The organism is Microbacterium sp. ISL-59, from assembly GCF_018613945.1.
GTDB lineage: Bacteria > Actinomycetota > Actinomycetes > Actinomycetales > Microbacteriaceae > Microbacterium > Microbacterium oxydans_B.
In genome coordinates, this window is sequence record NZ_JAGGPG010000002.1 from 607,101 (window position 1) to 628,253 (window position 21,153).

The 21,153-nt window shown below is 70.6% G+C and carries 10 protein-coding genes; all 10 read right to left on the reverse strand.

Annotation, left to right across the window (positions count from 1 at the left end; all coding sequences use genetic code 11):
* Position 1: 1 nt before the first annotated feature.
* Genes J7E45_RS07110 through J7E45_RS07155 form a run of 10 tightly spaced genes read right to left on the reverse strand, consistent with a single transcriptional unit; the run spans position 2 to position 21,118 of the window.
* On the reverse strand, positions 2-4,477 hold the full coding sequence (locus J7E45_RS07110; protein WP_215068124.1) for an FtsK/SpoIIIE domain-containing protein: 4,476 nt from the start codon (positions 4,475-4,477) through the stop codon (positions 2-4).
* Complete coding sequence (locus J7E45_RS07115; protein WP_215068126.1) at positions 4,474-5,199, reverse strand: hypothetical protein; 726 nt, start codon at positions 5,197-5,199, stop codon at positions 4,474-4,476. Before J7E45_RS07115 ends, J7E45_RS07110 begins: the two co-directional genes overlap by 4 nt.
* Complete coding sequence (locus J7E45_RS07120) at positions 5,196-6,875, reverse strand: serine/threonine-protein kinase (protein WP_215068129.1); 1,680 nt, start codon at positions 6,873-6,875, stop codon at positions 5,196-5,198. Before J7E45_RS07120 ends, J7E45_RS07115 begins: the two co-directional genes overlap by 4 nt.
* On the reverse strand, positions 6,872-8,221 hold the full coding sequence (locus J7E45_RS07125) for an FHA domain-containing protein (RefSeq protein WP_215068131.1): 1,350 nt from the start codon (positions 8,219-8,221) through the stop codon (positions 6,872-6,874). Before J7E45_RS07125 ends, J7E45_RS07120 begins: the two co-directional genes overlap by 4 nt.
* Positions 8,221-9,033: a PP2C family serine/threonine-protein phosphatase gene (locus J7E45_RS07130; RefSeq protein ID WP_029261272.1), complete on the reverse strand. Its 813-nt coding sequence runs from the start codon at positions 9,031-9,033 to the stop codon at positions 8,221-8,223. Before J7E45_RS07130 ends, J7E45_RS07125 begins: the two co-directional genes overlap by 1 nt.
* Positions 9,030-10,370 carry an RDD family protein gene (locus J7E45_RS07135; RefSeq protein ID WP_215068133.1) on the reverse strand — a complete coding sequence of 447 codons (1,341 nt, stop codon included), beginning with the start codon at positions 10,368-10,370 and terminating at the stop codon, positions 9,030-9,032. Before J7E45_RS07135 ends, J7E45_RS07130 begins: the two co-directional genes overlap by 4 nt.
* A complete protein-coding gene (locus tag J7E45_RS07140; RefSeq protein ID WP_215068135.1) occupies positions 10,367-12,763 on the reverse strand; it encodes a transglutaminase-like domain-containing protein in 2,397 nt (798 codons plus the stop codon). The genes J7E45_RS07135 and J7E45_RS07140 overlap by 4 nt, the downstream gene beginning before the upstream one ends.
* Positions 12,760-14,022 (reverse strand): DUF58 domain-containing protein, encoded by a 1,263-nt coding sequence (locus J7E45_RS07145; protein ID WP_215068136.1) that lies wholly within the window; start codon positions 14,020-14,022, stop codon positions 12,760-12,762. Before J7E45_RS07145 ends, J7E45_RS07140 begins: the two co-directional genes overlap by 4 nt.
* Complete coding sequence (locus J7E45_RS07150; protein WP_091032360.1) at positions 14,022-14,993, reverse strand: MoxR family ATPase; 972 nt, start codon at positions 14,991-14,993, stop codon at positions 14,022-14,024. Before J7E45_RS07150 ends, J7E45_RS07145 begins: the two co-directional genes overlap by 1 nt.
* A 50-nt stretch (positions 14,994-15,043) precedes the next feature.
* Entirely contained in the window at positions 15,044-21,118 is a 6,075-nt protein-coding gene (locus tag J7E45_RS07155; protein WP_215068137.1) for an Ig-like domain-containing protein, read from the reverse strand.
* Positions 21,119-21,153 lie beyond the last annotated feature (35 nt).

The following is a 21,153-nucleotide window of genomic DNA, read 5'->3' on the forward strand; positions in this document are numbered from 1 at the left end:
CTCAGACGGTCTCGGGGATGACGAGCGGGAACTGCACACGCACCACCTTTCCGCGCTGCGCGAGCACCGCACGACCCACCGGGAACTCGCCCCGACCGATCCGCGGCAGCGGCGCCTTGAGCACGAGTTCACCGTCGATCGTCTCGGGCTGGAGCACCACCCCGCGGCGCGACTGCTTGATCTCGCCGAGCAGACCGAAGTTGCTCGTCCACTCGCTCGTGTCGCCCGTGAACAGCAGCAGCAACTCGCCGCGGCCGGCCCTCTTGACCAGGTCGGACAGCGGCATCTCCAGCAGCGACGAGGCGAACTCCGCCACGCCCTCGACGGCCACGACGGGCTTGAGACCCGCTTCGGCCTTCTCGACGATCTCGGCGACCGCCGCGGTGCCGCTGATGCCGTCGGCCGCCGAAGCCGTCCACGCCACCGCGTTCTTCACCGGCGAGCGCGACGACCCGAGGTACAGCGTCGGTGTGCCCGGCCGCGCCCGCAGCATCTGCTGGGTGATCGCGGCGAGGGCATTGCTCTTCCCACTCGCGGGAGGACCGGCGATCACGAACGTGCCGGTCGGCTCGATCCCGAACGGACCGAGGTCGGCGTCGGAGAGTCCGACGACCAGCTGGTCGCCGAGAAGAGCGGGGACCTCGTCGATGCGGTAGCTCAGCGGGAGCGCCCGCACCGGCGGAGCATCCGGAACGCCGCGGCGCGACATGGATGCCGCCATCCGCTCGATCGCGAGGGACTGCTCCTTCATGCTGCGCGTGCCCCCGACGATCGCGATCTGCGCCTCGTTCTCGCCGACGATCGCGCGTCCGGGTACCGACTCCGGGTTCAGCACGTCCTTGGGGACGTTGAGGATGTTGTACGCGTCGGTGTCGGACATGCGCAGCACCACGCGGCGCTGGATCATCGCGTTCAGCGCGCTGGGGATGCTCTGGAACCGGTCGGCCGACAGCACCACGTGGATGCCGACCGCTCGTCCGTCGGAGAGCACCTCCTGCAGGGCGTTGTAGGTGTCGGAGCGGCCGATCACGGCCTCGTAGTCGTTGCGGAACGCCGCGAAGCCGTCGATGAGCACCACGATGCGCGGCTCGTCGGACTTGCCGGACAGCGCCCGGTACTCGGTCAGCGTCGCCGCGCCCACCGCGGAGTAGGCGTCGCCACGACGGTCGAGCTCGCTGCGCAGGGTCGCGAACAGCCGGGCCACGCGCTCGGCGTCGTCGCCCGAGATGACCGAGCCCACGTGCGGCAGCGGCTCCAGCATCCGCAGCGCGCCGGAGCCGAAGTCGAGCCCGTAGACGTGCACGGGGCCGCCGCGCGGGGTGATGCCGGCCGACACCGCGAGGGTGCGCAGCGCGGCGCTCTTGCCCGCGCCGCTGGTGCCGTAGATCACCATGTGGCCCTCGGTGTCGGGCAGGAAGTGGAACGGCACCTGCTCCTGGCGTTCGGGCTGGTCGACCACGCCGAGCAGCAGGGCAGCGTCCGTACGCTGCGGCAGCTTGAGCTGGTCGAACGTCGGTGCCAGCTCGTCGAGCCACGGCCGACGCGGCTTCTCGACCTGTGCTGCTTGCGCGGCGAGCACCATCGTGCTGACGAGGCGCTGCTGGTCGTTCGGACCGAGGTCCTCATCGACCACGACCGCGTTCTCGTCGATGGGCAGCTCCCACGGTCCCTGGTCGGTGGTGCCGAACGAGGCGATCGCCACATCGACGCCGTCGCTCTCGCCGAGGCTCCAGCCACCGGCGTAGGCGGACTGGAACAGGGTCATGCGGCCCGGGCCGGTCTTCGCGATACCTCGACCCGGTGTGCCCGGATCGAACAGCGAGGCGTCCTTCGTGCCGATGACGTCGTTGCTGTCGGTCTCGTCGGCCATGCGCAGGGCGACACGGAGGTTCGTGTTCGCCCGCAGGTTGTCCTTGATGACGCCGGCCGGACGCTGCGTGGCCATGATGAGGTGGATGCCCAGCGAACGACCGCGCTGCGCGATGTCGATCACGCCGTCGACGAACTCCGGGACCTCCTTGGCGAGGGCGGCGAACTCGTCGATCACGAGTACCAGCGCGGGCGGGGCCTGCGGGTCTCCGGCGCGCTCGAGCTCGAGGATGTCCTTGGCCTTCTTGCGGTTGAACAGGTGCTCGCGGTAGTGCAGTTCGGCCCGGAGGCTCACCAGCACGCGGCGCACGAGGTGCTCGTTCAGGTCGGTCACGATGCCGACGCAGTGCGGCAGGCTCGTGCAGTCGGCGAACGCCGAGCCGCCCTTGTAGTCGACGAACAGGAACGTCAGCCGCTCCGGGCTGTACTCGGTCGCCATGCCGAGCACCCACGCCTGCAGGAACTCGCTCTTGCCGGATCCCGTCGTGCCACCCACGAGGGCGTGCGGTCCCTGCTGACGCAGATCGAGCTGCAGCGCGCCCTCCGCGCCGGCGCCGACCAGGGCGCGCAGTTTCGGCTGGTAGCGCCGCGCCGACCCCGACTTGCGCCGGGAATGGAGCGAGTCGTTCTGGGTCCAGCGGTCGACGACGCTCTCGGGCTGGGTGGCCATGTCGCGCCCCAGCAGGTGCAGCATCGAGATGGTCCGCGGCACGTCGCTGCGGTCGAGGGCCACCTCGCCGGCGTCGGTCAGTCGGGCCAGGGCGCGGGCGAAGACGGCGAACTGCTCGCGCGTGAGCTCATCGACGGAGAGGTTCTCGACCGTCTCGCCGAGTCGCACGAAGTGCGCACTGTCGGTCTGACCGAGCTCCACGAACGTGCGGCAGGATGCAGGGAGGGCGGCTGCGTCTTCGGTGAGCCACACCGGGAAGATCCCGCGCATGGCGGCGCGCTCGGAGAGCTGGATGAGGCGTCCGCGGTCGATGGGCGCATCCGGGGCGATGAGCACGACGATCGCCGGCTTCGGCACCGAGTCGCTGCGGTTGCGCGAGGAGTCCTCGCCGACCTTCGAGCCGCTGTTCGTCGCGGCCTTCTCGGCCTGCAGCGCACCAAGTTCCACGGCTTCGCCGCCACGGCTGGAGCGGTTGTCGATGAGCTCTTCGAGACGAGCGACGATCTGCCCGGCCGACGACGGGCCGTCGCCGATCGGCTGCACGCCGAGAACGGCCTGTGCCGACCAGGCGTGCGGCAGCCACTTCGCGTCGGCGAGCTGCGCACCCCAGCGCGGACCCCACAGACCGACGACGCCGAGATCGCCGGGCGCGTGCAGGCCGGCGATCTGCGCGAGCAGCGCTCTGGCGTAGCCCGTGGAACGGCCGCCGAGGCCGGCGATGCCGAGCGCGCCGACGTCTTTGAGGTCTTCGAGGATCGGCACCTGCGGCACGATCCTGGTGGAATCGATCACCGCGTCGAGCTTCTCCACGTACTCGGGGATCGCACGATCCCGGCCGTTGGAATCCTTCACGGAACTGCGGGAGCCGGTGTCGCCGATGCCGAGCCGCACGTGCAGGAACGACCAGTGCTCGGCACGACGCGTCCAGATGGTGGATCCGGCCGCGAGCGCGGCGTCGCTGACCTCGCGCAGCAGCGGAACCTCGCGGCGACGCACGTCGATCTCGCGTTCGCGCTCGCTCTGCAGTCGGGCGTCCAGGCGCTCCAGCTGCTCCTCGAACCGCTTCTTGTCCTCTTCGAGCTCCTGCTTGTTCTGGTTCCTCGTCGTGACCCAGGTGCCGATCATGAGCAGCGGCGACAGGGCCACGAACATCAGCGACATGGGGCTCTGGGTGAAGGCGAACATCGCACCACCCATGAGCACCGGGGCGACCAGTGCGAGCATCGGGAACGGCTGCTTGCGCGCGGGGACCGGCAGATCCGTGCCGTCGAGCTCTTCACCGAGGTACCGTTCCTCGACGCGCGGCGATCGCACGAACTCGACCTGGCGGATCGAGGCGACGGCCGGCGAGGGCGCTGCGGCATCGGCCTCGACCTTGACCGTGATCGGGGTGTCGCCGATCACGACGGCGAGCTCCCCCTCGGCGGCGACCAGACGCACGACCGAGGCCCCGTCGATCAGGATGCCGTTGGCGGAGTTCAGGTCGATCATCTCGACGCGATCGCCGATCTCGAGCCGCGCATGCCGCTTGGACACCAGCGGATCGTCGATCACGACGTCGCACGAGTCGTCTCGACCGAGCACGATCGTGCCGCGGGTGAGCGCGATCGATCGCGCTCCCGGCCCCGTGCCGACCTCCATGCGACCGATCACCGGGCGCTGCTGGTAGGTGGCGGGGACCACACGGACGGTCGCTCCGTGAGCGAGACCGACGTGCGCGAAGGTCGACTCCGGCGCGAGCAGGTCACCGGAGCCGGCGACCACCGAGCTGTACGCCTCGAGCGTCACCGCGGTCGGATCAGCGGTGGCGAAGGATCCGAGCGGATCCGCCCGGACGATCATCGCGGCGATCTCGCCGATCGTCGCCGTGTTCTCGGCGGTGACCTCGATATCGCTGGATGCCGCGCCCTGACGGAGCAGGGTCAGCCGTACCTTCACTCGTTCTCTCCCTCTGCCTCACTCGGCTGCGGGGCATCCAGCAGCGGGAGGTCGTCTTTGCTCACCAGCCGTGAGGCGATGACGTGCTCGACCAGGCGCGCGCGCCGGTTGGTCGCGAAGCTGCGCTGACCACCGCGCATGCCCGGCACGCCGATGCGGTCGAACTTGTCGCATACGTTGTCGAGTTTGCGGTTGAAGCGGGTGACCGTCCAGCCGAGCCGTTCCGCAGCCTTGGCCGACGACGGGATCTCGCTCATGCCGGTGCCGTCGCGACGCAGCTGCGGCTCGGCCAGTGCGAGGATCAGCAGCTTCTGACTCAGCGTCAGCGGCACATCGCCGATGGTCGAGGCTCCGCCGTCGTCGTGCTCGCGCTTGGTGGCGCGGAACGTCGGCTCGGCGGCATGCAGCACCAGCTCGTACGTGGTGGGACCGGCGCTGAACACGATCGTCGTGGTCTCGAACACCAGGGGCAGCCGTGCACCGGGGGCGAGCCATGCCTGCACGCCGCCCGCCGAATCGGTCACGGTCGCGGTGAGACGCGTGCCGACGTTCGCGAGCCACCAGAGCCCCTCGCCGTCGCTGATCTCGAGGAAGTGGCGATGCAGGAAGAGGTTGTCGTCGAGTTCGAGGTCTCCCTCGCGCCCGACGATGAAGCGGCTCCCCGGTTCGATCGGGAAGTACTCCCCCGCGAACTCGACGGTGACTGCCGCGGGCGCGGTCATCCGACGCACCCCGTGGCGGGTTCGGAGGCGCGTCCGTCGCCGCGACGCAGCATCACCTCGATGCACACCTCGCCCGACGACGCGGGGGTGAACGTGACCGTCTCGTCGGGCGCCTGCCGGACGGCGCCGTCTGCCGCACCACCCGTCTCGGACCAGATGAAGCTGTCGTCCTCGACCGGATCGGGGTTCGTCCACGTGAAGGTCACCTGGTCGCCCTGCCGCGTGCCGGTGAGCTCGGTGACCTTGGGTACGGCGTCGGACACCGGGTCCTGCGGGTCGACCTCCTGTGCAGTGGCCTCGGGCTGGGGCTCGGTGCCGAGGTTCGCGACCAGGGCGTTCAGGCCGAAGATCCCGCCGACGACCACGACGACGGCCGCCACGGCGGCCAGAGTGATCCACAGTCCCCTGCGGCTGCGCTGCGGGTGGTCGGCCGCCTCGGCGACCGGGGCGGGTGCGGCGGCCGGCGCCGGCTCGATCCGGGGCGTCGCGACCGGCGCCTGCGGCTGCACGACCTGCGGCGGCCGCACGATGGTGCGGTCGTCGCGATCGGGCATGACAGGGGCGATCGGCGGCGGAGTCGCACCCGGCGCGGTTCGCTCCGCCTCCCGGCGACGCTGCGTCTGCTCGACGGCCGGCTCGGGACGCGGCGGCATCTCGAAGCGCGGAGCGTCGGGCACCACGACCGACGGACCCTTCGGCTGCGTCATCGCCGACGGGCGCGTCGCGCTCTGCATCCCCGGATCGATGCTGACGATCTCCCGCACGCGGGTGAGACCGTCGCCGTCATCCTCCAGATCCTCCGCCGGCGGGTGATCGTCGACGATGTCGATCGGCGTCACCGAGTGCGAGAGCTCGATCTGCACCTTCTGCAGCGCGCGGGCGAAGGCGACGGCGCTCGGGAAGCGGTCGTCGGGGTTCTTCGCCATCGCGCGGTCGAGCAGACGCTGCAGGCTGTCGGGCGAATCGGGGCGGGCCAGATTCGGCAGGGCGGCGCGTTCGATGCGCTCGATCAGGTCGGCGCTGGAGTTGCGCTCACCCGGCCGCTCGAACGGGGAGCGTCCGGCCAGCAGCGTGTACAGCGTGGCACCGAGCGCCCAGACGTCGGTACGAGGACCGCTCTGCGGCGGCTCGGCGAACGACTCCGGCGGCGACCACGGGATCGACATCCCGGAGGACTCACCGGTCGCACCGGTCGTCGAGGCGATGCCGAAGTCGGTCAGCGCCGGACGGTTGTACTCGGTGACGAGGATGTTCGCCGGCTTGATGTCGCGGTGCAGCACCCCGGCACGGTGGGCGGTCTCGACCGCTCCGGCCACCTGGATGCCGACGCGCAGCGCCTCGGCCACCGAGAACGGCTCCTTGCGGGAGCGGATCTGCAGGTTCGGCCGCGGGCAGTACTCCATCACCAGGTACGGACGGCCGTCGCCGGCGACGCCCGCCTGGTAGATCGTGACGATCGCCGGATGCGTCGACAGCATCGCCATGACGTTCGCCTCGTCGGCGAACTCCTGCGCCGCACCGCTGGAGATGCGGTCGGCGAGCAGCACCTTCACCGCGACGCGACGTCGCGGCATCTCCTGCTCATACAGGAACACGTCGGCGAACCCACCCGTGCCCAGCGGCTCCACATAGGTGAAGCCGGGCAGCGCGGGCGGCGGCGAGGGGCGTCGGTTCACGGCAGGTCCTCGAACGCGACGGTCACCCCGTCGCCGAGGTCCACCACATCCCCGGACAGGACGAGAGTCTGCTCACCGGGGTGCAGGCGCATGGGGTCGGCGCCGGGACGCAGCAGCGTCGAGCCGTTCGTGGTGTGCAGGTCGATGACCACGACCGTGTCACCCTCCGGACGGATCTCGAGGTGACTGCGCGAGATGTCCTGCTGCGGGCTGTCCACCGCGATCAGATGCGGCAGGTTCGCCCCGCTCGCGCGGGTGGAGCGCGGTCGGCGTCCGATGATGACCGTCCGGTCGAGGGCCACGACCTGCCCCGACGACACCCGGATGCGCCCCGTGGATGCCGGGGCCGCAGCGGCCACCGGGATGACCTCCGTCGGAGCCTCGGGCGCCGCGGGGGCGCTCTGCCGCAGACTGCGGAGTTCTTCGGCCGAGATCGTCGCCCCGTCGTGATCGCCGGTCGCGGGGCCGGCGTCGACGGCGGGCGTCTCCGGCTCCTCGCTCGGGCGGACCGCGGCGGCCTCGATCGGCGTGTGCACGGTCGCGCCCCACAGGTGGTCGAACTCGTCGACGGGCGGAGCGAACGTCGACTCCCCCGGCACCAGCGTCGACTCGATCATGTCGGCGTCGGCGACCTCTGCCGCGGCTTCGGAATCGGCATCGGAGTCGGCATCCGGTGTCTCGTCGTCGGCGCTCGGGGGCACGGTGGGCAGATCGGATGCGGCGTCGGGCGCCGGCACCGATACCGCGGGCACGGCCCCGACCCCGGGAGGCGGCGGCAGCGGCACCGAGGTGCCGGCCACCGGAGCCGGAGGTGCAGGGACGACGGAGGGCACGGACGCCGGTGCGGACGCCGGATCGAGCACGGGCGCGGGGCCCGCGGCGACCGAGATCGCCTCGGCGTCGGCCGGCTCGATGTCGGCGCTCACGGCTGCCGCGAGGACGATGCCGCTCTGCACGGGAAGCGCGGATCCGGAGCCGCCCTCGTCGACCGTGATCTCCACCTTCGAGACCCCCGGAACGAAGCGCTCGCTCCACGTGGTGACGTCGGCGCCGGAGAACGTCTGCGCCTCGGCATCCGCGCCGGTGACCCGCACGGCGAGCGAGCCGCGCACGGCCACCCTGGCGTCGGTGCCCTCCAGTACGGCCGCGACGAACGGCGGCATGTCGGCGAACGAACCGCCCGCCTGCGTCGTGAGCACGTCGATGACCGTGGCGAGGCTCCGCTCGCGCGGCAGCCGATCCCACAGCGCGGCGACCGTCTCACCCGTCGCGTCGGGTGGCAGCGCCACCAGGGCGCCCGGAATCACGATCAGGTACCACTGTCCCGGTCGGTAGATCGTCTGCATCAGCGAACCCCTCCTGCTGCGGCTTCTCGTGGACGCGTGTCGGCGTCGACGTCGTCGGCCTGGAGGAGCGCCCCCCGGCGCGCCGCCACCGACACGGCATCGACGATGACCACGGTGATGTTGTCGCGACCGCCCGCCTGCACGGCCTCGTCGACCAGAATGTCGGCCGCCCGCTGCGGGTCGGGCTCGGCGGCCAGGATCTGCGTGATCCGCTCGTCGGACACCTCGGTAGTCAGACCGTCGGAGCAGATGAGCATCCGATCGCCGAGCTCTGCCGGGAAGAGCCAGTAGTCGGCGTCGCCGGTGCTGCTGGCGCCGATCGCCCGCGTGATGATGTTGCGACGACGATCCGTGGCCGCCTCCGCGGCGGTGAGCTCACCCGATTCGATGAGTTCCTGCACGACCGAGTGGTCGACGCTGATCTGCTCGAGCTCGCCGTCGGCGAGGCGGTAGGTGCGCGAGTCGCCGATGTTCACGGTGAGCCAGTAGCCCATCCCCTCGACCGAGGCGACGACGACGCCGCTCAGCGTGGTGCCCGCCCGGCCGCTGCCGTCGGTGGACAGGGCTTCGACGGCCGACCGGGCCCGGGCCAGCGCCTCGAGTAGATCCTCCAGCTCGAGGTCGACCCGGCCGATGTAGCGCGCGAACTCGTCGATGACGGTCGCGCTCGCGCGCTCGCCCGCCTCGTGCCCGCCCATGCCGTCGGCGACGAGGAACAGCGGCGGGCTCGCCATGTACGAGTCCTCGTTGAGCGGGCGGCGCAGGCCCGAATGGGTCGCGGCGCCCGTGGCGACGATGAGCGGACGGGTCATGCGTATCCTCCGACCATGACGACGCGGTCGCCGATCTCGATCACGTCGCCGAGCTTGATCGGCACGCGCTGGCCTGCGGGGCAGGAGATGCGCTGGCCCTCGCGCACGAGGGTCAGCCCGTTTGTGGAGTGACGGTCGAGGATCCAGCCGCCCGAGGTCTCGGCCGCGGCCTCGAAATGCGTCTTCGACAGCGAGAGGGTCTCGTCGCGCACGGGCACGACCACGACGCCCTCTTCCGGAGCGGGGTTGCGCCCGAACACCGTGCGACGCGAGACGGGGATGCGCGTCCCGTCGTCCCACGTGAACACCAGTCGGTGACCCGGGATGCTGATGCGGGTCTCTTCGAGGTCATCGTCGGCCGTCACGGGTGCGGAGGCAGTCGGTGCTGCGGCGGCGGGTGCGGTCGGAAGGACAGGCGGTGCCGGCGGTGCTGCCTGCGTCACCGGCGCGGGCGGCACGGGCGGTGCCGCGGGTGCGGGTGCGGGGGGAATCGGAGGGGCGGCGACGGGCGCCGGCGGTGCGGGCGGAGCCGCGACCGGTGCGGGCGCAGCAGCGACCGGTGCGGGCGGAGCGCTCGCGACGGCAGGAGCTGCCGGAGCGACCGGGGCTGCCGGCGCAGGAGCCTTCGCGGGCGAGGAGGGCTGGGTGACACCGGGGACATAGGCGATCATGCCCGAGTCCTGCACCGGGGCCGTGTAGCTCCGGGCGACCGGCGCCGGAGCAGCGGGCGGGGTCGGCTCCGCGGCCTGCGCGGGTGCCGGTGCGGGATGCACCGCCGGAGCGAATCCCGGCATCGGTGCCGGAGGAAGGCGCTCGAACGACGGTGCCGGCAGGAGCGGCGGTGCCTCGGGCACCGGTGCCTCCTCGACGACGGGTACCGGTGCCGGCACCGTGGCATCGAGCATCAGCGACGACGCGACCTTGTCATGCCATCCCTGGAAGCGGCCCGAGCCGTCGAACAGCGGGCTGAAGTATCCGACGACGATGGCTCCGGCGAGGCCGAAGATGATGTTGCGGAGCAGCGTGCGTCCGAACCCGAGGGGCTCTCCGTCGGCGGCGGAGACCAGGCGCAGCCCCTTCGCCCGCATCCCGATCGAGCCCCTTCCCGCCTGCATGACGGTGTACACGATGAACCAGGCGAGCAGCACCAGGCTCACGACGGGGCCGCCGATGAGCAGCACGGTGATCGAGGCCTCGAGTCCGCCCGAGAGCATCGAGGCGAGCAGCAGGCCACCGCCGAGAAGGAGGCCGAGTCCGCCGGCGATCAGGGCGTCGATGACGTAGGCGACCGCGCGACGGGAGATCGGCGCGATCTGATCGAGCGCTGGCTGCGTCATGGGGTCTCACTCTCGGAGGACGAAGTCGTCGTGCTGTTCTTGATGGTGCCAGGTTCGCGACGAACGCGCGCGGCGGCCGCTTCCTTCAGATTCTGCAGGCCGTTCGAGACCGCGGTGCCGCCGACCAGGGACCGCACGCTCAGTCGCGCCTTGACGCGCTTCCAGAAGCCGGCCTCCTTGCCGAGTCCGCCGACGATCTCATCGACCTCGTGCCAGAACGACTCCACGTCCTGCGGGCTGGGCTCGGCAGGACCGAACACCTCGGCGTCGGCGCGCTCGGCCAGCTCGGTGACCTGCGGGACAGTCAGGGAAGACGCCACGACGGCGGCCTCTTCGATGCGGGTGCCGCCGGGGGCCAGGCGCGCTCCGTAGTCGACGGCGCGGTCGGTCAGCTCGTCCCAGCCGCCGCTGATGCGGTCGGAGGTACGGGCGGCGGCGCGACGGGAACGGCGCTTGGCGGCCTTCCATGCGCCGATCACGATGAACGGCGAGGCGAGCACGGCGATCACCGCGAGCGAGATCCCGCCGATGAGCAGGATCGCGCCGATGATGCCGGCGAGGTTCAGGCTCTCGTCCTCCGACTCGCGGTCGTCGGGCAGCGTCGGCGGCAGGTCGACCGGCTCCTGCGGCGGGGGCGGCGGCTGCAGCACCTGCGGTTTCGGGTCGACGCGGGGCTTGGTGTTCTGGTCGTTGGGGACCTGGTCCTCGGGCGGGGTCGGGTTGAACGTCATCCAGCCGACGCCCTCGAAGTTGACCTCGACCCAGGCGTGCACGTTGTCGCCGGTGGCGGTGAAGACCGCTTCTCCCGCCTGCTCCTCGTCGGGGTAGTACCCCATGACGACGCGGGCGGGGATGTCGAGCTGCCCGGCAAGCAGGGCCATCGCCACGGCGTACTGCTCGTCGTCGCCGATCATCTGGTCGGCGCCGACGAGCGTCGAGATGCGCTCGGCAGTGTGGCCGGCACGCGACAGCACCTCGCCCTCGAGGCCGTGGCTGAAGAAGCCGCCCTCGGAGAGGAAGGTCTCGAGCGCCCGCACCTGCTCGATCGGCGTCTCGGCACCCGCCACGGTCTCGGCGGCCAGCGAGGTCAGCTCTTCCGGCACGTTGCTGGGCTTCGGCATCGACACCTTGCCGAACGCCACCTCTGCCAGCTGCTCGTCGTCGGGCTCGCTCGGCATCACCGCGTCGACCGCGTACTCGTCGCCCCCGGTCAGCTTCGGGGTGGCCACGGCCGTGCCGGTCACCGTGTTGACGAAGGTGCCGCGGCGCAGGTCCTCGGCGCGGTCGCCGTCGAACCGGATCTCCGACAGCTCGCCGGCCGTCGGCATCCACACGCCGCGATACTCGTCGATCTCGAACTTCAGCGTGACGGGCACGCCCTCGGCCTCCGGGGCCATGTTCGACCGCAGCGGAGCGAACGCGCTCGACGACGTCGGACCGCCGTCGGTGACGTTGTAGACCATGCCGTCGAACTGGTCCATCACGGCCGTGCGGATGCGGGCGCCCTTGGGCAGACCCTGCACGGTGAAGAGCGTCTCCTCGGCCTCATCGCGCACGTTCTTGCGGAAGGCCTGCAGCGGGCTCGGGTAGTCGCGGATGTCGAACGGCGGGATGATGACGTCACGGAACACGTGCCTCGGCTGCGCGGGGGTCGCGACCGCGGCCGTGGCGACGCCCGCTCCACCCGCGACGGCCAGCACGGCGACTCCGGCCAGCAGGCGCCGGGTGCGCATGTGCGACGCGCGGGACGGGTCGAGCTCGCTCACCGAGACGGCCATGTTCTGCGGCGCCCAGAGCTGACGCAGTGCCAGCCACGACATGCTCACCACGGCGAACACGAGCCCCTGCACGAGGGGGAAGGCCGGCTCCGGGGTGCCCAGCGCGATCACGAGCATGAGCAGTACGCCGGCCGGCAGCAGCGCCCACGCGACCTGCGACAGACGCAGTGCGAGCGAGGCGGTCAGCGTGGTCACCACGAGCGCCAGCAGGAACGGGACGATCAGGTGCCCGTCGGCCGCCGCCACGGGAGCGACCGTGGTGAGCATCTGCTTCCAGGCGGTGACCGTGCCCAACGCGAGCTTCTGCAGCGTCTCGAGCGTGGGGATGAATCCGAGGATCGCGGTCTGCGGCAGCGCGAACGCCGCGCCGAACACGAAGTACGCGGCGACGGTGAGTCCCGCGATGATCAGGATGCCCCAGCGACGCCACGTGGCGACGGCCGCGATCGCGAGGCCGAGCAGGATGCCGCCGATGACGGCGGGGAGGAACGAGGGCCCCGCGAAGGTCGGCCAGAACCCGACCATCGACGTCGCGACCAGGAGCGCGGTCGCTCCGAGATCGAGGATCCAGCGGCGCGGGGTCAACGTGGCGGACGCGGTGGCGGGCGCGGTCATGCGAGCACCTTCTGCAGAGCGAGGGGGACCTGTTCGAGGGCGCCGACCGTGACGACGTCGGCATCGCCGATGCGCCGCAGCGTCGGTGCGGTCGCGGTCGTGTCGGTCACGATGGCGAGCACCTTGGCGCCGAAGGGCAGGCGCGAGCAGGCGAGGCGGAGGTCGTCGGAGGGCACGCGGGAGCCGCACACGAGCACCACCACGCTGGCGAGCGGCATGGTCGCCGAGACGATGCCGGCGAGGTCGGCGATACCGCCCTCCTTCGCCTTGCTGTTCTCGACGGCGGCGAGGGAGTCGAGCAGCTGCTTGCCGGTGCCGGCGGGCAGCTCGCGGCCCTGCACGCGCACGTCGACGCGCTGCGAGTCGCGGAGGGCGCGAAGGCCGATCGAGCCCGCGGCCGAGATGCCGAGCTCGAAGTCGTCGGCCGTGGCGTAGTCGTTGAGGGAGCGGGACAGACCGATCACGAAGTGCGAGCGACGGGTCTCCTCGTACTGACGGACCATCATCGTGCCCGTCCGGGCGGTGGACTTCCAGTGCACGTGACGCAGGTCGTCGCCGGGCTGGTATTCCAGGAGCGCGTGGAAGGAGACGTCGTCGCGGGAGAGGTCGGCAGCCGGAAGCCCCTCGAGGTCGCGCAGGTAGCCGAGCGACTGGCCGTCGAACAGCACGGTGCGCGGGTGCACGAACAGGTCGACCGGATCGTCACGGCGGTGCGCGCGCTCGAAGAGACCCAGCGGGTCGCCGCGGACGACGCTCACCGGACCGACCTTGACCACGCCGCGTCGCTGGGTGGGGATGGCGAAGAGCTCCTCCGCCTCCTCCCCCGGTGCGAGCCGCTGGATGCCGAACTCACCGCGGCCGGAGCCGACGGGGAGCACGACGCGCGAGGGCAGGATGGCCCTGCTGCCGCGGTTGGTCAGGGTGAGGGCGCCGACTGCGCGCTCCCCCACGACCACGCGGGTGCGGGCGAGGTCGAGCGAGACGTCGTAGGCGGTGCGGCCGATCAGGAACAGCGCGCACACGCCCACGGCGATCGCGATCACGACCGCGGCGATCGTGAACTCCGACCAGCCGGCGATCTGCCCGATCACCCAGAAGCCGACGGCGATGGCCATCAGCACCCAGGCCAGCGGGCGGATCGCCGCGGTGATCTTCCGGAGGCGCGTCAGCACGCGCGCGCCGATGACGGCCGCGATGTCACGCCATCCGGCGTCGCGTTCCGTCTGCGGCGGCGCCGCCTGAAGAGCCTCCGCGGTCATCAGGCCGCTGCTCGGGCCTGGGGTGCCGCAACGCCGTCGAGCACGCGGGCGATGACGGTGTCGCTGCTCGTGCCGGCGAACTCCGCCTCGGCGTCGAGCAGCAGACGGTGCTGCCACACCGGCCGCGCGAGGGCCTTGATGTCGTCGGGCAGCACGAAGTGGCGGCCCTGCGCGGCGGCCCACACCTTGGCGATGCGGATCATCGCGATCGCACCACGCACCGAGACGCCCAGGCGGATCGCGCCGTCTTCACGGGTCGCCTCGGCAAGCTCCGCCACATAGCGCAGCACGGCCGGCTCGACGTGCACGGTCGCAGCGAGGTCGGCCATGTCGGCGACGGCGCTCGTGGTGATGATCGCCGAGAGGCCGGCCGACGGGTTGCGGTCGGATGCTCCGGCGAGGATGCTCTCCGTGACCGCGAGGTCGGGGTACCCGATCGACGTCTTGATCAGGAAGCGGTCGAGCTGGGCCTCGGGGAGCTTGTAGGTTCCCGCCTGCTCGATCGGGTTCTGCGTGGCGATGACGAGGAACGGGCGACCGGCCTCGTGCGTGACGCCGTCGACCGTGACCCGCGACTCCTCCATGACCTCGAGCAGCGCCGACTGCGTCTTCGGCGAGGCACGGTTGATCTCGTCGGCCAGCACGATCGACGCGAAGATCGGTCCCTTGTGGAACTCGAACCGGTGCGACTGCTGGTCGTAGATCGTCACACCCGTGACGTCGGACGGCAGCAGGTCTGGCGTGAACTGGATGCGCGCGCTGGTGCCCTGCACGGTCGCCGCGAGCGCCTTGGCGAGGCTCGTCTTGCCGGTGCCGGGCGCATCCTCGAGGAGCACGTGGCCCTCGGCGAGCATCGACGCCATCACGAGACCGACGATCTCCTTCTTGCCCTGCACCGCCTTGTCGATGTTCTCGACCAGTCGCTGGAAGGTGCCCTGGAACCAGGCGGCCTGCTCGGGGGTCATTGTCATGAGTGTGGGGTTCCTTGTCGTAGGGGAAATCGTGTGACGGGAGCGGTGGCCTATGGCCAGCTGGTGCCCTCGGACGCGCCGAGGCCCTGGATGTCGGCCTGCAGCGTCCTGCCCATGCCGCCGTGCCAGCAGGAGAGCTGGATCGTGCCGTTGGCCGGCACGGTGTACCGGTTGTAGGACGAGACCTGCCCGTTGGCTGAGCGGTACGGCTGACCGTTGTCGAGGCAGCGGATCATGTACGTTCCCGCGGGCACGTTCGCCGTGTTCAGGTTCAGGTAGTAGCACGTGTCGGGACTGCAGTTGCGGGAGTCGACTCCCTGCGAGGCCCACCAACGCGGCTGCGGCTGCGCCTGCGCGGTGTTCCCCGCCGTGCCGCTCTCATCCGACCAGGTGCCCGTGGTGTCCCTCGCACGCGCCTTGATGGTGTGGTACTCGCTGTATGTGCCCACATCGACGTAGCCCGACGCCGCGACGCCCTGCCATCCGCCCCCGTCGATGCTGACCTGCACGGTGTCGATGCTGCGGCCGTTGCCTGAGCCGTTCGCATTCCAGTTCAGGCGCACCTGGCTCGCGAGCGACTCCGCGCTCACGGCCGGCGCGAACGGCTTCCCGTGGGGGTTGCCTCTCGCCGCGTTCGACACGGCACCGGCATAGGTCGAGCCGTCGACGTTCGCGACCGCGCGCACCTCGACGGTGTAGTCGCGACCGTTCGCGAGGCCGCCGATGGTCTTGTTGCCGGGCACCGTGTTCCAGCCGCCGCCGTCCAGCCGGAACTGGTGGGTGATCTCGCCGGACTTCGCGCCGCCGGTCGATCCCGCGCGGTAGTCGATGACCAGTGCGCTGTCGGCTTCCTGGGTAACCTTCAGGCTCGTCGGCGCTCCGGGGGCGATCACGCCGCGGCGGGGTGCCGACGGGGCGCTCATGTCGCCCCAGCCCGCCTTGTTATAGGCCTGGATGCGGTAGGTGTACGCCGTCTCCGAGGTGTCGACGACGACCGCCTGGCTCGTCGCCTCGGGGCCGGGGGTGATGGTGCGCACGACCGCGCCGCCGCGCAGCACTTCGAGCCGGTAGCCGCGGATCGCGTCGCCGTTCTTGTCCGGCGCCGCCCAGTTCACCTGCATCTGCGCCTGGGATCCGACGGGCGAGAGCTCGACCGTCGTCGGGGCTGCCGGGGCCAGCGGGGGCCCGGCCGGAATCTCGGAGGCCGACCAGCCGCTCCAGCTGGAGGGGTCGGGCGCCTTGTTGTGCGCCTGCACCTTCACCTGGTAGTCCGAGCCGTTCTCCAGCCCCTCCCACGTGATCGAGTTGCCCGTGACCTCCTTCTGCGTCACGCCGGAGGGCGGCGCGGGCGAGATCTCGAGCGTGTACCGGTCGACGGGAGAGCCCGGTGTGGTCGGGGTGACCCACGACACCTGGAGCGACTTGTCGCCGAACTTCAGGGTCGGCGGGTTCGGGGTGTCCGGACGTGCGTCGGGGCGTGCCGGTGCCGACAGGGCAGACGGCTCGGACTCGCCGACGCGGTTGGTCGCGGTCACCTGGAACGTGTACTCGACGTTGTTGGTGAGGCCGTCGAGCGTGCAGGTGGTCGACTGGCACTCCTTGGTGTACGAGCTGCCACCGACCGACTTCACGGTGTACTTCGAGATCTCGGCACCGTTGTTCGAGGGCGCCGAGAACGACACCACGACCGTGCGGTCCTGCACGCTCGCGATGACCGGGACGCCTGGCGCATCCGGCACATCCTGCACGGTGACCACGATCTGGCCGTTGACCTCGCGGTCGGCATCCTCGGTCGCATCCTGGATGCGGTAGCGGACGACGAGCGTTCCCACGAACGACTCGTTCGGGGTGACGGTGACCTCGCTGTCGGTGAAGGTGACCTCGCCGGAACCCGACTCCGCGACTGCGGTCACGATCTTCAGCGGCGTCTCGGGGAACGGGTTGTAGTCGTTCGCGAGAGCGGGCACCGTGATGGTCTTGCCCGCATCCGCTTCGGCGACCGTGTCGGTGTTCGCCGCCGGCATCGACCTCGTCGACGCCGTGACCAAGACCGCGACCGTGCCCTCGACCGGTTCGGTCGTGCCGTCGGAGACGCGGATCTTGAGCGTGACCGTGGTGCCCTTCTTGGCATTCGATGCGGCCTCGACGACGAGCTTGTCGTCACCGTCGATGCTGGCGGAGATGCCCTTCTCTTCGCCGCCGACGAGGGAGTAGTCGTGCTTGCCCTCGTCTTCGGGGTCGGGGTCGTCGGTGAGAGCGGCCAGGTCGAGCGAGGTCGCCGGCTCGCCGGGGGCGACGTTGACCTGCCCCTGGATGAAGGTGGGCTGCTGGTTCTCGGGCGGCAGCACGTTGATCGGGATACTGAGCGTGGCCTTGCGCCCCTCGGGGTCGTCCGGCCCATCGCCGTCGGTCACCTCGAAGGTGAGGGAATCCGGTCCGAAGAAGCCCGTGGCCGAGGTGTAGACGAGGGTCTTCGCGTCCTTGAGCAGGTCGGAGCCGTCGGCGTGGTTCGCGCTGATCTTCGCCTTCTCGGTGATCACCACGTCACCACCGCCGGCGACGGTGACGTACTTCGACAGCGGAACCTCTTCGGTCTCGCCGCTGACGACCTCGAGCGGCTTCGTCGAGGTGAGCGTCGGGCGCAGGTCGGCGCGCGAGGGCACGAAGATGAACGCCGATGCCTGCAGGTCGTCGCGGTCGGTGAGCGTGTAGCGGATCAGCTGCAGCTCGTCGGTGACGGTGACGCGCACCTTGCCGTTCTCGAGCTGCGTGCCGCCCTCGCCGATCGCGACGGCGAGGCTGTCGGTGGTGCCGTCGGGGTCCTCGTCGTTGGCGAGGATGTCGAGGTCGGCGCTCAGGCCACCGTCCTTCAGATCCACCGGCTGCAGCCGGTCGTCGCGCGCGACCGGCGCGCGCAGCGGAACGTCTTCGTCGACCGTGATCTGCAGGGTCGCCGTCGCCTCGGCCCCGCGGGCGTCGACGGCGGTGTACTGCAGCGAGGTCTCGGTCGGGCCGTTCGGTGCCTGCACGAGCACCCGGTCGCCGGAGACACGCGCCTCCAAGCCCTCCGGGAGCTCGAGGCCGTCTTTGAGGAGCGAGACCTTGTCGCCCTCGGGGTCGGAGTCGTTCGCGAGGACGGGCACGGCGATCTCGCGGCCCGGTCGCACGACCACCGCATCCTTCACCGCGTACGGGGGCTGGTTGATCTGCTCGGCCGGGGCGATGCCGACGCGGATGGTCGCGATGCCCTCTGCTCCGAGCCGATCGCGCACGCGGTACTTGAACACGTCGACACCGGACGCCCCGTCGGAGGCCTCGTAGGTGAAGTAGTTCGGACCGTTCGTGATGCGTCCCTTGCTGGGGCTCGATTCGATGCCGACCAGCTCGACGGAGTCGCCGTCGGTGTCGATGCCGTCGAGCGGCACCGCGATGTTCACCTCGGTGCCGGCGAGTGCGCGGGCGACGAGGTCCTGCGGACGGGGAGCCGCGTTGTTCTCCTCGTCGATGGGGAGGATCTGGATGGTGACGTAGCCGGCGGCCTTCTGCTGGCGCGAGTCGGCGACCTCGTACGTGAGGTACACCGTCTTGGCCTCGGGGCCTGCCTTGAAGCGCACGGTGTCCTGCGAGACGAAGGCCTCACCGTCTTCGGGGTCGACGAACGGCTCGATGAGCTCGGGCTCGACGTGCATGACGTCGTCGCTGGGGTGGGTGTCGTTGTCGAGCACCGGGATCGTCACGACATCGCCGACGCGCACGGTGGCCGTGTCGGGGTTGGCGATCGGCTGCAGGAGCTCGTCCGGAGCCGGGATCGGGATGACGACGACCTCGCCCTCGGCCGACTTGGAGCCGTTCGAGATGCGGTACTTGACGCGCACCTGCTCCTCGAGCGCGCCCTGATCCGTGATCCGCAGCGTCTCGTGGTTGAGGACCGAGACCGAGATGCCGCTGCTCGGCTCCAGTGACACCGACTGCACGACGAGGATGCCGCCGGCGGGGTCGGTGTCGTTGTTGAGCACGCCCAGCAGCACGTCGCCGCCGGTGGGGAGAAGTGCCACGTCGCGGACGGCGATGGGCGGCAGATCGGTCTCCGACTCGGGCATCACGTCGACGCGGACGATGCCCTCGCCGTTCTTCGGACCGGTCGTCACCTGGTACTGCACGTAGTAGACGCCCGGCTTCTCGGCCATGAAGGAGAAGGTCTTGTTGGGCGTGTTCGGGACGATCGTCGCCCCGGGGGTGTCGAGTACCCGGCTCAGACGCAGCTGCTCGCGGGAGGTGCTGGTGTCGTTCGCGGTCGGGGCGACGGTGACCTGCTCGCCGGCGCGTGTGATCACGTGGTCGGCGTTGGTCTTGGGGTTCGTCGAGCCCTGCGGGCGCACGTCGAGGGCGATGGTCGCGGTGCCGAGCTTTCCGAACGCGTCGGCGACGGTGACCTGCACGTCTTTGCGCCCCTGCAGGCTCGCGGTCGCCTTGTAGGTGATCTGACCGTCCTTGCTGAAGTCGACCTCGTCGCCGGGGGCGGCGAGCACCTCCTTCAGGTAGATGTCGTCGCCGTCGGGATCGATCCAGTCCGGGAGGATGTTGTACGAGATCGTGCCGCCGGTCTCGACCGCGAGCGAGGTCTTCCGCTTCGACGTGGGGCCGGCGTTCTCACTCCAGTCGTGCACCGCGAGGGAGACGACCGCAGTGTCCTTGCCCTTGCGGCCGTCGTCGACCTCGTAGGTGAAGCTGGCGGTGCCGGAGGCCTTCTCGCCGACGGTGATCTGCAGCGAGCCGCCGTTGTTGATCGGCTGCACGGTGCCGATGGACGGCTGCGCCTCGGCGAGCGCCGCGACGAGCACATCGCCATCGGGGTCGTTGTCGTTGTCGAGCACGGGCAGCAGCGTCGTGGCGCCGGGGCGCACGCCGTAGGAGTCGTCTTCGGCGATGGGAGGCGTGTTCTCCTCGCTACGCTCCGGGAGCGTGGTCTCGACCGTCTCCTCGGTGGAGTCCTCCTGGTTCTCCGTCTCGCCCTCGGGCGGCGTCAGGTCGTTCCAGTTGTCGACGCGCTGCAGGCTCTCGTTGGCCATCCAGGCGGCGCCGCCCACCGCGTCGTTGAGGATGATCACGTCGCGGTTGACGCGGAACGTCAGGCTGGCGGATTCCTCGGCGCCGTCGATCGGAGCGTTCACGTCGTTGCTGTCACCCGGGCACTCGCGGATGAAGGTCGCCGACCCCGCCCAGGCCCCGTAGGTGCAGCCGCGGAGCCAGACCGGAGCCGCAGCCGTGCCCTCGCCGCCCGCGGAGGTCTGCTCCGGTTCGCTGCCGTCGAGCGGCACGCGCACGAGCGCGGTCGGGGTGGCGATCGCGACGGCGTCGGTCTCGGCCGACGCCTGCTGCAGCACGGCATCCGTCGCGCCCTCGACCTCGGTGCGGAGGCCTCCCGGCGTCGTGACGACTCCGGCCGCCTCGTCGAACACGACAGGCGTGCGTCCGACGGCGGTGATGGTGGGGCGCACCGACAGGTCGAGCTCGCCGACCGACGAGGTCGACGTCTCGCCCGGAGCACCTTCGTTGTCGACGGGCACAGTGACGACCTCGCCGCGTTCTCCGGAGAGGGCGAAGACGGTGCCGTCTTCGGCCACCGTGACGTCGGAGTTCTCGCCGAGTTCGACGACCGGCTCGGCCGCCTCGATCTCGAAGGAGGCGATGCCCTTGACCGGTACGACCCAGAGGTCGCCGGACTTCTCGTCGAGGATGGCCGCGGTGTTCGCCCCCATCGCGACCTTGGCCGACGAGGGGATGATCGTGGAGTCGCCGAGCGAGACCCGGGCCGGATCGATCGCGGTCACGGTGGACGCGCTCTGGTCGACGACGAGCACGTTGGCCGCGGCCTGGAGGATGTCGTAGTTCTCGCTGGTGGTGCGCAGACCGCCGTCGAGGATCGTGGACTCGTTGTTGAAGTGGCCGACGAGCAGGCTCGACGTCTTGGTGATCCAGACTCCGCCGTCGTTCAGGTCGACCTTGGTGGTCGGGAACCCCTCATAGGTGAAAGCCATGGTCGTGATGGCGATGACGCCGACGGTGACGCCGGCGGCGGACGCCAGCGTCTTGGGTCGCGCGCGCATCCATGACAAGGCCTTCATGCCCGGTTCCCCCCCAGGGTCACACTCTCCGATTA